This is a genomic window from Streptomyces sp. NPDC003720, assembly GCF_042875075.1.
In the GTDB taxonomy this organism is placed as follows: Bacteria; Actinomycetota; Actinomycetes; order Streptomycetales; family Streptomycetaceae; genus Streptomyces.
Genome location: NZ_JBIANZ010000009.1, coordinates 127403 through 142846, shown reverse-complemented (window position 1 = coordinate 142846; position 15444 = coordinate 127403). Strand labels below are relative to the sequence as shown.

Here is a 15444-nt window from a genome sequence, read left to right as displayed (position 1 = left end):
CCGTCAGGTGTTCCGTACGCCTTTGTACGGGACGTTTCTCGGGGCCCGTCAGACCGCCAGCGCGCGGTCGGTCGGGCGGATCGGGGCCGGCAGTTCGCTGGCGCCGGTCAGGAAGCGGTCCACGCCGCGGGCGGCCGAGCGGCCCTCCGCGATCGCCCAGACGATCAGGGACTGGCCGCGGCCCGCGTCACCGGCGACGAAGACGCCCGGCACGTTGGTCTGGAAGTCGGCGTCGCGGGCGATGTTGCCGCGCTCGTCCAGCTCCAGGCCGAACTGCTCGACCAGGCCGTTCTCCCGGTCCGTGCCGGTGAAGCCCATCGCGAGGGTGACCAGCTGGGCCGGGATCTTGCGCTCGGTGCCCGGCTTGGAGGTCAGCTTGCCGTCGACGAACTCGACCTCGGCCAGGTGCAGCCACTGGACGTTGCCCTCCTCGTCGCCCTCGAAGTGGGTGGTGGAGGCGGCGTAGATCCGCTCGCCGCCCTCCTCGTGCGCCGAGGTGACCTTGTAGAGGATCGGGAAGGTCGGCCAGGGCTGGTTGATGGCGTGCCGCTCGTCGTTCGGGCGGGGCATGATCTCCAGCTGGGTGACCGAGGCGGCGCCCTGGCGGTGGGCGGTGCCCACGCAGTCGGCGCCGGTGTCGCCGCCGCCGATGACGACGACGTGCTTGCCCTCGGCCGAGATCGGCGTGGTGACGTAGTCGCCCTCCTGGACCTTGTTGGCCAGGGGCAGGTACTCCATCGCCTGGTGGACGCCCTTGAGCTCGCGGCCGGGAACCGGCAGGTCGCGGGCGGTGGTGGCGCCGGCGGCGATGACGATCGCGTCGTACCGCTTCTTGAGGTCGCGGGCGCCGAGGTCGCGGCCGATCTCCACGCCGGTGCGGAAGCGGGTGCCCTCCGCGCGCATCTGCTCGATGCGGCGGTTGATGTGCCGCTTCTCCATCTTGAACTCGGGGATGCCGTACCGCAGGAGTCCGCCGACGCGGTCGGCGCGCTCGTAGACGGCGACCGTGTGGCCGGCCCGGGTGAGCTGCTGGGCGGCGGCGAGGCCCGCCGGGCCCGAGCCGATGACCGCGACGGTCTTGCCGGACAGGCGCTCGGGGATCCGCGGGGCGACGTCCCCGGTCTCCCACGCCTTGTCGATGATGGAGACCTCGACGTTCTTGATGGTGACCGGCGGCTGGTTGATGCCGAGCACGCACGCCGACTCGCAGGGGGCGGGGCAGAGGCGACCGGTGAACTCCGGGAAGTTGTTGGTCGCGTGCAGGCGGTCGGAGGCGGCCGCCCAGTCCTCGCGGTAGGCGTAGTCGTTCCACTCGGGGATCAGGTTCCCCAGCGGACAGCCGTTGTGGCAGAACGGGATGCCGCAGTCCATGCACCGGCTGGCCTGCTTGCTGATGATCGGCAGCAGGGAGCCGGGGACGTAGACCTCGTTCCAGTCCTTGACGCGCTCACCGACAGGACGGGTCTTGGCGACCTCGCGGCCGTGGTTCAGGAAGCCCTTCGGGTCAGCCATTGGTCGCCGCCTCCATCATCTTCTCGGTGGTCTCGGTCTCGGAGAGACCGGCTCGCTCGGCGGCGTCCTTGGCGGCGAGCACTGCCTTGTACGTGCTGGGGATGATCTTGCTGAACCGCTGCACGGCCGTGTCCCAGTCGGCGAGCAGCTTCCCGGCGACGGTGGAGCCGGTCTCCTCGGCGTGGCGGCGCACCACGTCGTGCAGCCACTGCCTGTCCGTGTCGTCCAGCGCCTCGACCGCCGCGGCGTTGCCGGCGTTGACGTTGTCGCTGTCGAGGTCGATGACGTAGGCGATGCCGCCGGACATGCCCGCCGCGAAGTTGCGGCCGGTCGGGCCGAGGACGACCGCGTGACCGCCGGTCATGTACTCGCAGCCGTGGTCGCCCACGCCCTCGGAGACGACCAGCGCGCCGGAGTTGCGGACGCAGAACCGCTCGCCGGTGCGGCCGCGCAGGAACAGCTCGCCGCCGGTGGCGCCGTAGCCGATGGTGTTGCCCGCGATGGTCGAGTACTCGGCGAGGTGGTCGGCCGCGCGGTCCGGGCGGACGATGATCCGGCCGCCGGAGAGGCCCTTGCCGACGTAGTCGTTGGCGTCGCCCTCCAGGCGGAGCGTGACACCGCGCGGCAGGAACGCGCCGAAGGACTGGCCGGCGGAGCCGGTGAAGGTGATGTCGACGGTGTCCTCGGGCAGGCCCGCGCCGCCGAACTTCTTCGTCACCTCGTGGCCGAGCATGGTGCCGACCGTGCGGTTGATGTTGCGGATGGCGACCTGAGCGCGCACCGGCTGCGCCTCGGTGGCGTCCGAGGCGGCGAGCGCGTCGGCGGCGAGCTTGATCAGCTCGTTGTCCAGGGCCTTCTCCAGGCCGTGGTCCTGGCCGACGATCTGGTGGCGGACGGCGCCCTCGGGCAGCTCCGGCACGTGGAACAGCGGCTCCAGGTCCAGGCCCTGCGCCTTCCAGTGGTCGACGGCCCGGGTGACGTCGAGCGCCTCGGCGTGGCCGACGGCCTCCTCGATGGAGCGGAAGCCCAGCTCGGCGAGGATCTCGCGGACCTCCTCGGCGATGAACCGGAAGAAGTTCACGACGTACTCGGCCTTGCCGGCGAAGCGGTCGCGCAGCACCGGGTTCTGGGTGGCGATGCCGACCGGGCAGGTGTCCAGGTGGCAGACGCGCATCATGACGCAGCCGGAGACGACGAGCGGCGCGGTCGCGAAACCGAACTCCTCGGCGCCGAGCAGCGCGGCGATGACCACGTCGCGGCCGGTCTTGAGCTGGCCGTCGGTCTGCACGACGATGCGGTCGCGCAGGCCGTTGAGCAGCAGGGTCTGCTGGGTCTCGGCGAGGCCGAGCTCCCAGGGGCCGCCCGCGTGCTTCAGGGAGGTCAGCGGGGAGGCTCCGGTGCCGCCGTCGTGGCCGGAGATCAGCACCACGTCCGCGTGCGCCTTGGAGACGCCGGCGGCGACGGTGCCGACGCCGACCTCGGAGACCAGCTTCACGTGGATCCGCGCCTGCGGATTCGCGTTCTTCAGGTCGTGGATGAGCTGGGCCAGGTCCTCGATGGAGTAGATGTCGTGGTGCGGCGGCGGGGAGATGAGGCCCACGCCCGGCGTCGAGTGACGCGTCTTGGCGACCCACGGGTAGACCTTGTGGCCGGGCAGCTGGCCGCCCTCGCCGGGCTTGGCGCCCTGGGCCATCTTGATCTGGATGTCGTCGGCGTTGACCAGGTACTCCGAGGTCACGCCGAAGCGGCCGGAGGCGACCTGCTTGATCGCCGAGCGGCGCGCCGGGTCGTACAGACGGTCCGGGTCCTCGCCGCCCTCACCGGTGTTGGACTTGCCGCCCAGCTGGTTCATGGCGATGGCGAGGGTCTCGTGCGCCTCCTTGGAGATGGAGCCGTACGACATGGCGCCGGTGGAGAAGCGCTTGACGATCTCGCTCACGGGCTCGACCTCGTCGACCGGGATCGGGGCCCGGCCGGAGTCGAACCCGAACAGGCCGCGCAGCGTCATCAGGCGCTCGGACTGCTCGTTCACGCGGTCGGTGTACTTCTTGAAGATGTCGTAGCGGCCGCTGCGGGTGGAGTGCTGCAGCCGGAAGACCGTCTCCGGGTCGAACAGGTGCGGTTCGCCCTCGCGGCGCCACTGGTACTCGCCGCCGATCTCCAGCGCGCGGTGCGCGGGAGCGATGCCGGAGGCCGGGTAGGCCTTGGCGTGGCGGGCGGCGACCTCCTTGGCGATGACGTCGATGCCGACGCCGCCGATCTTGGTGGCGGTGCCGTTGAAGTACTTCTCGACGAAGGCGTCGTCGAGGCCGACGGCCTCGAAGACCTGGGCGCCGCGGTAGGAGGCGACGGTGGAGATGCCCATCTTGGACATGACCTTCAGCACGCCCTTGCCGAGGGCGTAGATCAGGTTGCGGATGGCCTGCTCGGCCTCGATGTCCGACAGGAAGGTGCCGGCGCGGACCAGGTCCTCGACCGACTCCATCGCCAGGTACGGGTTGACGGCGGCGGCGCCGTAGCCGATGAGCAGGGCGACGTGGTGGACCTCGCGGACGTCGCCGGCCTCGACCAGCAGGCCCACCTGGGTGCGCTGCTTGGTGCGGATGAGGTGGTGGTGGACGGCCGCGGTGAGCAGCAGCGACGGGATCGGCGCGTGCTCGGCGTCCGAGTGGCGGTCCGAGAGGACGATCAGCCGGGCGCCGTTCTCGATGGCCGCGTCGGCCTCGGCGCAGATCTCCTCGATGCGCGCGGCGAGGGCGTCACCGCCGCCGGAGACCCGGTACAGGCCGGAGAGGGTCGCGGCCTTGAAGCCGGGCATGTCGCCGTCGGCGTTGATGTGGATGAGCTTGGCCAGCTCGTCGTTGTCGATCACCGGGAAGGGCAGCAGGACGCTGCGGCAGGACGCGGCGGTCGGCTCGAGCAGGTTGCCCTCCGGCCCCAGCGACGAGCGCAGCGAGGTGACCAGCTCCTCGCGGATCGCGTCCAGCGGCGGGTTGGTGACCTGCGCGAACAGCTGGGTGAAGTAGTCGAAGAGCAGCCGCGGGCGCTCGGACAGGGCCGCGATCGGGCTGTCGGTGCCCATGGAGCCGATCGGCTCGGCCGCGGTGCGGGCCATCGGCGCGAGGATGACGCGCAGCTCCTCCTCGGTGTAGCCGAAGGTCTGCTGGCGGCGGGTGACCGAGGCGTGGGTGTGGACGATGTGCTCGCGCTCGGGCAGGTCGGCCAGCTCGATCTCGCCGGCCTCCAGCCACTCGGCGTACGGCTTCTCGGCGGCGAGGGACGCCTTGATCTCGTCGTCCTCGATGATGCGGTGCTCGGCGGTGTCGACGAGGAACATGCGGCCGGGCTGCAGCCGGCCCTTGCGGACGACCTTGGCCGGGTCGATGTCGAGGACGCCGACCTCGGAGCCGAGGACGACGAGGCCGTCGTCGGTGACCCAGTAGCGGCCGGGGCGCAGGCCGTTGCGGTCGAGCACGGCGCCGACCTGGGTGCCGTCGGTGAAGGTGACGCAGGCGGGGCCGTCCCAGGGCTCCATCATCGTGGAGTGGAACTGGTAGAAGGCGCGCCGGGCCGGGTCCATGGAGTCGTGGTTCTCCCACGCCTCCGGGATCATCATCAGCACGGAGTGCGGGAGCGAGCGGCCGCCGAGGTGCAGCAGTTCCAGCACCTCGTCGAAGGAGGCGGAGTCGGAGGCGTCCGGCGTACACACCGGGAAGATGCGCTCGATCGCCTTCTCGTCCGAGCCGAACAGGTCGGAGACGAGCTGGGACTCGCGGGCGCGCATCCAGTTGCGGTTGCCCTTGACGGTGTTGATCTCACCGTTGTGCGCGACGAACCGGTAGGGGTGCGCGAGCGGCCACGACGGGAAGGTGTTCGTGGAGAACCGGGAGTGCACGAGCGCGATCGCGGAGGCGAAGCGGCGGTCGGACAGGTCCGGGAAGAAGGGCTCGAGCTGGCCGGTGGTCAGCATGCCCTTGTAGACGATGGTGCGGGCGGAGAGGGACGGGAAGTAGACACCGGCCTCCCGCTCGGCGCGCTTGCGCAGCACGAAGGCCCGGCGGTCGAGCGCGATGCCCTCGGCGTCGCCGGCGGCGACGAAGAGCTGGCGGAAGACCGGCATGGTGGACCGGGCGGTCGCGCCGAGCAGTTCGGGGGCGACGGGGACCTCGCGCCAGCCGAGGACGGTCAGGCCCTCGTCGGCCGCGATCGTCTCGATTCGTGAGACGACGTCCGCGGTGCCGTCCTCCGGCAGGAAGGCGATGCCCACCGCGTAGGAGCCCGCCGCGGGAAGGTCGAAACCGGCCACTTCGCGGAAGAAGGCGTCGGGGACCTGGGAGAGGATGCCCGCGCCGTCGCCGGAGTCGGGCTCGGAGCCGGTGGCGCCGCGGTGCTCGAGGTTGCGCAGAACAGTCAGCGCCTGCTCGACCAGCGCATGGCTCGCCTCGCCGGTGAGGGTGGCGACGAAGCCGACGCCGCAGGCGTCGTGCTCGTTGCGGGGGTCGTACATACCCTGCGCAGCAGGGCGAGCATCCATGAAGGACCAGTTCTGGCCATTCGCGGAATGCTGGGACGGCTGGCGCGGCGTACGCATCGGCTCTCCCGTCGTCGTCATGTGGCATGTGATGGTGCCGAGGGACGACGTTGGCCCTCTGCGGAGTGCGAAATTTCGTGCAGGTTACATGATGGAGCGGTTCCCGGGAATCGGATACTCCGTTCCAACATGCGGACGCCACGGATTGCGGCGGGGGTGTCGCGGGGTCACGGCGGGTACCGCGCACCGGCGACGGAAAGTGTGTGGGGACCGAACGGGACAAGATCGATCAGATCGGCGTCCATCGGCCCTGGGGGACGGGAGCGAGCGTCTTCACCCGTCCCGTGAGTGCGCCGCAGGCGTCATTGCCCCCAGCGCTTACGGCTCATGCCCGGTGGTTAAGCGTTCGAAACCAGCGAGTAACGGCTACTTATGCGGTCCGACGCATAAGTTCCAGTCGGGTCATCCTACGGCCGTTCCGAACAGGCTGCCCAGGGCGTACGTCACACCGGCGGCCGCGCCGCCCAGGGCGAGCTGCCGCAGGCCGCTGTACCACCAGCTGCGCGCGGTCACCCGGGCCACGACCGCGCCGCAGGCGAACAGTCCGGCGAGCGCGAGGAGCACGGCGGGCCAGAGCGCGGTCGCGCCGAGCAGGTACGGCAGGACCGGGAGCAGGGCGCCCAGCGCGAACGACCCGAACGACGAGACCGCCGCGACCAGCGGCGACGGCAGGTCGCCGGGGTCGATGCCCAGCTCCTCGCGGGCGTGTATCTCCAGCGCCTGCTCGGGGTCCTTCGAGAGCTGCCGGGCGACCTCGCGGGCCAGTTCCGGCTCGACGCCGCGGGCCGCGTAGAGCGCGGCCAGCTCGTCCTCCTCGTCCTGCGGGTGCTTGCGCAGCTCGCGCCGCTCGACGTCGAGCTCGGCCTCGACCAGCTCACGCTGGGAGGCGACGGAGGTGTACTCGCCGGCGGCCATGGAGAAGGCGCCGGCCGCGAGGCCCGCGAGACCGGTGATGACGATCGTCTGGTGGCCGACGGAGCCGCCCGCGACGCCGGTCAGCAGGGCCAGGTTGGAGACCAGGCCGTCCATCGCGCCGAAGACGGCGGGGCGCAGCCAGCCGCCGTTGACGTCGCGGTGCGTGTGGTTGTCGCGGTGCGCCTCGTGCAGCGCGGCCTCGGTCTCGATGATCGCCATCGCGGGGTCCCCCAGGTAGCTTAGCCAAAGCTAACTTTGGATGAGTTCTATTTTTCGACAACACCGAACGTACGCCGGTAATTTCCCGGGCGCCAGCAAGGAAAGGCTGGGCTTACCTGCGCTTTCCCCGAAAATCGCTCATCAGTGATCATGAGCGCTCAGTTGCCGAGCGGGTGACAGGGAGGCGTCCCAGGCTCGTGCGCGGCGTCACCGTGGCAGACATCCGCAAAGGGCATCCGCACGGGAATCCGCGACGAGGCCGTGGCCCCGCGGACGGCCCGTGGCCCTGCGGAAGGAGAGGCCGCCCATGGCGTCGATCGCCTGCACTCCCCCGTCCCCGGCGCCGGGGGACGCCCCCGGGCCGCGCGAACGGGCCCGCGGCGCGCTGCTCGGCCTGGCCGTCGGCGACGCGCTCGGGGCGCCGGCGGAGAACCTGAAGCCCTCCGAGATCCGCGCCCGCTGGGGCCGGATCACCGGGTACGTGAGCGAGCGGCCGAGCGGCACGGACGACACCGAGTACGCCCTGTTCTCGGGCCTGCTGCTGGCCCGGCACGGCTCGGCGCTCACCCCGGCCCACGTGGAGAGCGCCTGGCACGAGTGGATCGCCGACCGGGCCGAGGGCCCGTTCCGGGGCGCCGGCTTCAGTGAGCGCGGCACGCTGGAGAACCTCCGCCGCGGCCTGGCCGCGCCGATCTCCGCCCAGCACCGGCACGCCTGGAGCGACGGCCTCGCGATGCGCGCGGCGCCGTTCGGCGTCTTCGCCGCCGGGCGCCCCGGCGAGGCGGCCCGGCTGGTGGCGATCGACGGCTCGGTCAGCCACGACGGCGAGGGCATCTACGGCGGCCAGGCGGTCGCGGGGGGCGTGGCGGCCGCGATGGCGGGGGCCACGCCCGCGGTGGTCATCGCCTCGGCGCTCGCCGTCGTCCCCGAGGACTCCTGGACCGCCCGCTCGCTGCGCCGCGCGGTGACCGTCGCCCACCGCGGCGAACGGGCGGTGCGCTCGGCGGTGGTCGTCGGCGGCTATCCGTGGACCGACCTGGCCCCCGAGGCGGTCGCCCTCGCCTTCGGCGCGTACGCGGCGGCCGACGGCGACTTCCGCACGGCGGTGCTCACGGCGGTGAACATGGGGCGCGACGCGGACACGACGGCGGCGGTGGCGGGCGCCCTCGCCGGCGCCACCCAGGGCATCGCCGCGATCCCGGCCGACTGGGCCGCCGCCATCGGCCCGGCCCGCGGCCGTTGCCTGCCCTCGATGGCGGGGCACCACGTGCTGGACGTGGCCGAGCTGCTGGTACCGGAGGAGGGCGGCAAGTGGGGGGCGGGGCTGGTACTGCCGGGCTCCCTTCCGACGGCGATCCGGGAGGTGGTGCGGGTGACCGCGACGCGGGACGCGGGCGACACCGCGCCCGCCCTCCCGCCGGCCCCGGCGGGGGCCGGCCCGGCGGCCGTGCGCGTGGCCGCACCACGCGAGACCGCCGGTACCGGGACGGCGGCGACGGCGCCGCAGGCCGTCACCGCGCGGACGGCCGGGAACCCCGGGCAGCCAGACGGCGAGGGCCGGGCATGACCGGGCGCCGTGTCGAAGGGCTGCTGCTGGGGCTCGCCGCCGGGGACGCCGCCGGCTGGCCCGCCGCGCGGCACCGGGCTGCCCGTATGCCCGAGTGGACCCGGCGCCTCACCCGCGAGCTGGACACGTTCGCCGAGCAGAACGCCACCACCACCCTGCCGGTGCCGATCGCCCTCAACCAGCCGCCGGAACCCCTCCGCCTCGGCCCCTCCGACGACGCCGAGTGGGCGGCGTTCGCCGCGGAGGCCGTCCTGCGGGCCGGTGACGACGACGTGCTCGGGGACCTCAGCCGGGAGCGCCGGATGCGCGCCGCGATCGACCTCACCTGGACCGCGGTCGCCGCCGAGGTCGCCGCGGCGGCGGAACGCGCCCCCGAGATCGAGTCGGCCGTGCTCCCGTTGCGCGCCCGTATCTCCGTCCGGGCCGGTCTCGGCAACCTCGCCACCGGGCTGCGCCCGCCCGCCACCGGCCACGACAACCCGCACTACTTCGACGACGCGGCCTGTGTGCGCGCCTGCGTGCTCGCCGTGGCCCATCCCGGCGACCCGGAACGCGCGGCGGACCTGGCCGAGTTCGACGCCCGCTACACCCAGGACGGCGACGGGGTGCACGGCGCCCGCGCGATGGCGGCGGCCGTGGCCCTCGCCCTCGCCGGAGCGGACACGGACGCCTGCGTCGCGGCCGCGCTCGCCGAGCTCCCCGAGGGGACGGAGATCGGCCGCAACGCCCGGCACGCCCTCGCCCTGGCCCGGGACAGCGACGGCGCCTTCGCCCTCGTCCCGCTCCTGGAGCACCAGATCGTCGACCACGTCTACAGCTACGGCATCGCCGCCGCCGAGACGGTCCCCGTCGCGCTCGCCCTCGCCACCGCCGCCCGCGGCCGTATCGCCGAGGCCGTCCCCACCGCCGCGTGCCTGTCCCGGGTCGCCGACTCCGCCCCGGCCCTCGCCGGCGCGCTCACCGGGGCCCTGGAGGGCGGCGCGGCCGTCCCGGCCGCCTGGCGGGAGGCCTGCCGCACCCTGTCCGGCTGCGCCCTGCCCCGGCTCACCGGCACCGACCTGGTGGAACTCGCCGGGCTCCTGGAAGCCGCGCACCGGGCCCGACCGGGAGGATGATTCGGGCATGACGCCCAAAGGAGAAGAAAGCAGCGGGCCGGGTCCGGCGCGGCTGAGCGGCCTCGACGACCGGATCACCGGCGCCCTGGTCGGGGCGGCCGTCGGCGACGCGCTCGGCGGCCCCGTCGAGGGCTACTCCCCGGAACAGATCACCGACCGCCACGGCGGCCGCGTCCACGGCGTCGTCGGCCCCTGGCACGGCGAGGACTGGCGCACCGCCCGCCCCATCGCCCCGTACCACAAGGGCGACGGCCACGTCACCGACGACACCCTGATGACCCACGCGCTGGTCCGGGTCTACGCCCGGGTCCGCGACCACCTCGACGCGTACGCGGTCGCCGACCACCTCGTCCCGGACCTGATGACGAACCCGCGCTGGATCCCGGAGCTGGAGACCGAGACGCTGCCGCTGCACCGCCTCTTCCTCGCCGAGAAGTGGCTGGTGGCTCGGCTGGCGTACGGCCACGTGGATCCGCGGGAGGCGGGCGTCGGCAACATCGTCAACTGCGGAGCGGCGATGTACATGGCCCCCGTCGGCCTGGTCAACGCGGCCGACCCGGCCGCCGCGTACGCCGAGGCGCTGGACGTCGCGGGTGCGCACCAGTCGTCGTACGGCCGCGAGGCGGCCGGGGTCTTCGCCGCCGCGGTCGCCGCCGCCGTCGCTCCGGACGCCACCCCGGACTCCGTGGTGACCGCCTGTCTCGGCCTGGCGAAGGACGGCACGCGCGCGGCGATCGAGAAGGTCTGCGAAGCGGCGCGCGGGCACCGGGACTTCGAGTCGGCGCTGGCCCCGCTGCGGGCGGCGGTGGCCCCGTACGACACGGTCGGCCCCGACTACCGCTCCCCCTCCCTCGGCGCCCGGCGTCCCTCCCGGCTGCACTCCATCGAGGAACTCCCGGTGGCCCTCGGCATGCTGCTGGTCGCCGGCGGGGACTACCGCCACGCGGTGCTGGGCTCGGTCAACTACGGGCGCGACTGCGACTCGATCGCCACGATGGCCGGCGCGCTCGCCGGAGCGCTGGGCTCGCCGGTCCCCGAGGACTGGGCGAAGACGGTGGCGGAGGCCAGCCGCCTGGACTTGTGGGAACCGGCCCGCACGCTCGCCGGGGTCGCCCGCGAGATCTTCCGGCGGGATGTGGACCGCAGGCGGGCGCACGAACGGGCGTTCGCGGCGCTGGGAGGCACCTCGTGCTCCGACTGACCTGGGTGCAGCCCGAGGACCTGCTGGGCCACGAACTCGTCCAGGCCCGCCTGGACGGGCGGGAGCCGGCGCGGATCGAGGCGCGGTGGCGGGCGGCCGGGGGCCCGGCGGCCCCGGAGCGGGCGGGGGCCTCGCCGCAGCGCGCCTCGCGTTATCTGCGCCTCCTGGCGGAGGACCTGCTGGACGAGCTGGCCGACCTGCCGAGCAGGCTGGCCGAGGACGAGCCGACGGACCTGGCCGGCATCCGGGCCGCCTGCCCCGACTGGCCCGCCGCGCGGCCCCGCGGGCGGACCACGCCCCTCGCCCTGGAGGCGGCCTGGCTGGGCAGGGCGGCCGGCTGCCTCCTCGGCAAGCCCGTCGAGAAACTCCCCCTCGACGGCATCCGGGCCCTCGCGAGGGCCACCGGCAACTGGCCGCTGACCACATGGTTCACCGCCCGCGGCGTCCCCGCGGACCTGCTCGCCCAGTACCCGTGGAACCGCCGCTCGGCGCCGACGTCCCTCGCCGAGAACATCGACGGCATGCCCGAGGACGACGACCTCAACTACCCGCTGCTGGGGCTCCTCCTGCTGCGCCGCCACGGCCGGGGCTTCAGCACCGCCGACGTGGCGGCGCTCTGGCTGGACGAACTCCCGCCCGGCCGCGCCTTCACCGCCGAGCGCGTCGCCTTCCGCAACCTGCTCAGCGGCATCGAGCCCCCGCACACCGCGCGGCACCGCAACCCCTTCCGCGAGTGGATCGGCGCCCTGATCCGCGCCGACGTCCACGGCTGGACCAACCCCGGCGACCCCGCGGCCGCCGCCGAACAGGCGCACCGCGACGCGCTGCTCACCCACACCGCCAACGGCGTGTACGCGGCGATGTTCACGGCCGCCACCCTCGCCGCGGCGGCCGGCGGCGACACGGACGTGCACGCCTGCCTGCGCACCGGCCGCACGGTGGTGCCGGAGCGCTCACGGCTGGCGAGGGCCATCGACCACGCGCTCGGGCTGGCCGCGCGGCACGAGGACTTCGACGACGTGGTGGACGAACTGCACGCCGCCTACGCGGCCACCCACCACTGGGTCCACGCCATCCCCAACACCGCCCTGACCGTCGCCGCCCTCAGCCACGCGGACGGCGACTTCGGCGGCTCCGTGTGCCGTGCCGTGTCCGGCGGCTGGGACACGGACTCCAACGGGGCGGCCGCCGGCAGCGTCGCCGGCCTCCTGGCCGGCACCCCGGAGGCGCTCCCCGACCGCTGGCGGGCCCCGCTGAAGAACCGGCTCGCCACCACCGTCGGCGACTTCGACGGCACCGGCTTCGACACCCTCGCCCGGCTCACGCATCTGGAGGCGACCCGCCCATGACCCACATCGCCGTCCTCGGCAGCACGAACATGGACCTCGTCACCTATGTGGACAAGGCCCCGCAGCGCGGCGAGACCGTGACGGGCCGGGAGTTCCGCACCGTCCCCGGCGGCAAGGGCGCCAACCAGGCCATCGCCGCGGCGCGGGCCGGCGCCACCGTCTCGATGATCGGCGCGGTCGGCAACGACGCCTTCGGCGTCCGCCTGCGCGAGACGCTGGAACACTCGGGCGCGGACACCGACTTCCTGCGCACCGTGGAGGGCCCGTCCGGCACCGCGCACATCGTGGTGGACGACGAGGGCGGCAACTCCATCGTCGTCATCCCCGGCGCGAACGGCACCGTCGACCACCTCGCCCCCGGCGACGAGGGCGTCATCGCCTCCGCCGACGCCCTGCTGCTCCAACTGGAGATCCCGCTGGCCGCGGTGGTCGCCGGGGCGGAGGCGGCACGACGGCACGGGGTCCGCACGGTCCTCACCCCCTCCCCCGCCCAGCCGCTGCCCCCCGATCTCCTGGAGGCCACCGACCTGCTGGTCGCCAACGAGTACGAGGCCGTCACCCTCACCGGCCGTACCGACCCCCAGGCGGCCGCGGCCGCGCTGACGGAGCTGATCCCGGAGGTCGTCGTCACGCTGGGCGCGACCGGCTGCCTGTACCTGGCCCGGGGCGCCGAGCCGCTGGTGGTGCCGGCGCCGCAGGTGAGGGCCGTCGACACCACCGGGGCGGGCGACACCTTCGCCGGAACGCTCGCGGTGGCCCTGGCCGAGGAGAAACCGGTGCGCGAGGCACTGTCCTGGGCGGCGGCCGCCGCGTCCCTGTCCGTGCAGCGGGAGGGCGCGTCGGCGTCGATGCCGTACCGCCCGGAGATCGAGGCGCAGTACCACGCATGAGCACGCACCCCGAGAACAAGCGCCCCCGTCCCCTCGACGGCCTGCGGGTCCTGGACCTGGCCACCCTCTTCGCCGGCCCCATGGCGGCCACCCTGCTCGGCGACTTCGGCGCCGAGGTGATCAAGGTGGAGCATCCGGGGCGGCCCGATCCGTCCCGGGGCCACGGCCCGGCGAAGCACGGCGTCGGCCTGTGGTGGAAGGTGCTCGGGCGCAACAAGCGCGCGATCACCCTCGACCTGTCCCGGCCCGGCGGCCGCGCCACCCTGCTGCGGCTGGCGGCCACCGCCGACGTGGTGATCGAGAACTTCCGCCCCGGCACCCTGGAGAAGTGGGACCTGGGCTGGCCTGAGCTGTCCGTTGCCAATCCGCGGCTGGTCCTCGCCCGGGTCACGGCCTTCGGCCAGTTCGGCCCGTACGCGCACCGGCCCGGCTTCGGCACGCTCGCCGAGGCGATGAGCGGCTTCGCCGCGCTCACCGGCGAACCCGACGCACCGCCGACGCTCCCGCCCTTCGGCCTCGCCGACTCGATCGCGGCCCTCGCCACGGCCTACGCGGTGCTGACAGCGCTGGCCGGCCGGGACCGCACCGGTGAGGGCCAGGTCGTGGACATGGCGATCATCGAGCCGATCCTCGCGGTCCTCGGCCCCCAGCCCACCTGGTACGACCAGCTCGGCTACGTCCAGGAGCGCACCGGCAACCGGTCCGCGAACAACGCCCCGCGCAACACCTACCGCACCGCCGACGGCGCCTGGGTCGCCGTCTCCACCTCCGCCCAGTCGGTGGCGGAGCGGGTGATGCGGCTGGTGGGCCGCCCGGAGCTGATCGAGGAGCCGTGGTTCGCCACGGGCGTGCAGCGGGCCGCGCACGCCGACGTGCTGGACGAGGCGGTCGGGAGCTGGATCGCGGTCCGCGACCGCGCCGAGGTGCTCGCGGCCTTCGAGAAGGCGGAGGCGGCGGTGGCTCCGGTCCAGGACGTCCGGGACGTCCTGGCCGACCCCCAGTACCAGGCCCTGGACACCGTCACCACGGTCGACGACCCGGAGCTCGGTCCGCTGCGCATGCAGAACGTCCTCTTCCGGTTGTCCGGCACGCCCGGGGCGATCCGCTGGGCCGGCCGCCCGCACGGCGCCGACACCGACGCGGTCCTCGGCGAGCTGGGCCTCGGCCCGGACGAGCTGCGCGCCCTGCGTGAGGAGGGCGCGCTGTGACAGCGTTCCCGCTGACCTGGCTGTACGCCCCCGGCGACCGTCCGCACGTCGTGACCAAGGCGCTGGCCTGGGGCGCCGACGTGGTGGTGATCGACCTGGAGGACGCGGTCGCCCCCGACCGCAAGGAGTACGCCCGGGCGGCCACGGCCGAGCGGCTGGCCGAGCCGCAGCGGGTCCCGGTCCACGTCCGGGTCAACGCCCTGGACGGCCCCTGGGCGGCCGCGGATCTCGCGGCCCTGGCCGCGCTGCCGGGCGTGACCGGGCTGCGGCTGCCGAAGGTGAGCTGCGCCGGGCAGGTCAGACAGGTCGCCGTGGCCGCCGCCCGCCCGCTGTACGCGCTGCTGGAGTCGGCCCTGGCCATCGAGCACGCCTACGCCATCGCCGCCGCCCACCCGTCCCTGCGGGGCATCTCGCTCGGCGAGTCCGATCTCCGCGCCGACCTGGGCGTACGGGCCGACGCGGGCCTCGACTGGCCGCGTTCCCGCGTGGTGGTCGCCGCCCGGGCCGCCGGGCTGCCCCCACCGCCGCAGTCCGTCCACCCCGACATCCGCGACCTGGACGGCCTCGCCGCCTCCTGCGCCCGGGGCCGGGCCCTGGGCTTCCTCGGCCGCGCGGCGATCCACCCGCGGCAGCTCCCGGTGATCGAGCGGGCCTACCTCCCCACCCCGGCGGAGCTGGAGCACGCGGAGACGATCATCAAGGCGGCGGCCGCGGACCAGGGCGCCCAGGCCCTGCCCGACGGCCGCTTCGTCGACGCGGCGGTGGTGGCCGCCGCGCGGCGGACGCTGTCGCTGGCGCGCCGGGACTGACCGCCGCCGGTCCGGCGGCACACGCGGGCCGGACACGGCGAAGGGCGCTCCGGAAGATCCGGAGCGCC

9 protein-coding genes and 1 pseudogene are annotated in these 15444 nt (G+C 73.9%); 7 read left to right on the top strand and 3 right to left on the bottom strand.

The annotated features are described in order from the left end of the window. Positions 1–48 precede the first annotated feature (48 nt). The 3 genes from ACFYU0_RS25000 to ACFYU0_RS24990 form a co-directional block, all read right to left on the bottom strand. Positions 49–1512 carry a glutamate synthase subunit beta gene (locus ACFYU0_RS25000; protein ID WP_351670362.1) on the bottom strand — a complete coding sequence of 488 codons (1464 nt, stop codon included), beginning with the start codon at positions 1510–1512 and terminating at the stop codon, positions 49–51. After that, positions 1505–6103 carry a glutamate synthase large subunit gene (gene gltB, locus ACFYU0_RS24995; RefSeq protein ID WP_389304537.1) on the bottom strand — a complete coding sequence of 1533 codons (4599 nt, stop codon included), beginning with the start codon at positions 6101–6103 and terminating at the stop codon, positions 1505–1507. Before gltB ends, ACFYU0_RS25000 begins: the two co-directional genes overlap by 8 nt. A gap of 402 nt (positions 6104–6505) precedes the next feature. Continuing rightward, positions 6506–7237: a VIT1/CCC1 transporter family protein gene (locus ACFYU0_RS24990; protein ID WP_351670365.1), complete on the bottom strand. Its 732-nt coding sequence runs from the start codon at positions 7235–7237 to the stop codon at positions 6506–6508. Positions 7238–7544: 307 nt separating this feature from the next. On the opposite strand from ACFYU0_RS24990, the pseudogene ACFYU0_RS24985 reads away from it, so the two are divergent. From ACFYU0_RS24985 to ACFYU0_RS24955, 7 genes and pseudogenes are all read left to right on the top strand, one after another. Further along, positions 7545–8573 (top strand): annotated as a pseudogene (locus ACFYU0_RS24985) (ADP-ribosylglycohydrolase family protein); the annotation flags it as partial. After that, the gene (locus ACFYU0_RS24980; RefSeq protein WP_389304262.1) at positions 8477–9919 is read left to right on the top strand and encodes an ADP-ribosylglycohydrolase family protein; all 1443 of its coding nucleotides are present in this window, start codon (positions 8477–8479) and stop codon (positions 9917–9919) included. The pseudogene ACFYU0_RS24985 and the gene ACFYU0_RS24980, both read left to right, overlap by 97 nt. 7 nt (positions 9920–9926) lie before the next feature. Continuing rightward, on the top strand, positions 9927–11120 hold the full coding sequence (locus ACFYU0_RS24975; protein ID WP_351670367.1) for an ADP-ribosylglycohydrolase family protein: 1194 nt from the start codon (positions 9927–9929) through the stop codon (positions 11118–11120). Next, positions 11108–12469: an ADP-ribosylglycohydrolase family protein gene (locus tag ACFYU0_RS24970; protein ID WP_351670370.1), complete on the top strand. Its 1362-nt coding sequence runs from the start codon at positions 11108–11110 to the stop codon at positions 12467–12469. Before ACFYU0_RS24975 ends, ACFYU0_RS24970 begins: the two co-directional genes overlap by 13 nt. Continuing rightward, a complete protein-coding gene (gene rbsK, locus ACFYU0_RS24965; protein WP_351670373.1) occupies positions 12466–13359 on the top strand; it encodes a ribokinase in 894 nt (297 codons plus the stop codon). Before ACFYU0_RS24970 ends, rbsK begins: the two co-directional genes overlap by 4 nt. Beyond that, positions 13356–14567 (top strand): CaiB/BaiF CoA transferase family protein, encoded by a 1212-nt coding sequence (locus ACFYU0_RS24960; protein WP_389304259.1) that lies wholly within the window; start codon positions 13356–13358, stop codon positions 14565–14567. The genes rbsK and ACFYU0_RS24960 overlap by 4 nt, the downstream gene beginning before the upstream one ends. Beyond that, positions 14564–15376, top strand: a complete 813-nt coding sequence (locus ACFYU0_RS24955; RefSeq protein WP_351670379.1) for a CoA ester lyase — start codon at positions 14564–14566, stop codon at positions 15374–15376. The genes ACFYU0_RS24960 and ACFYU0_RS24955 overlap by 4 nt, the downstream gene beginning before the upstream one ends. The last annotated feature ends 68 nt before the right edge of the window (positions 15377–15444 follow it).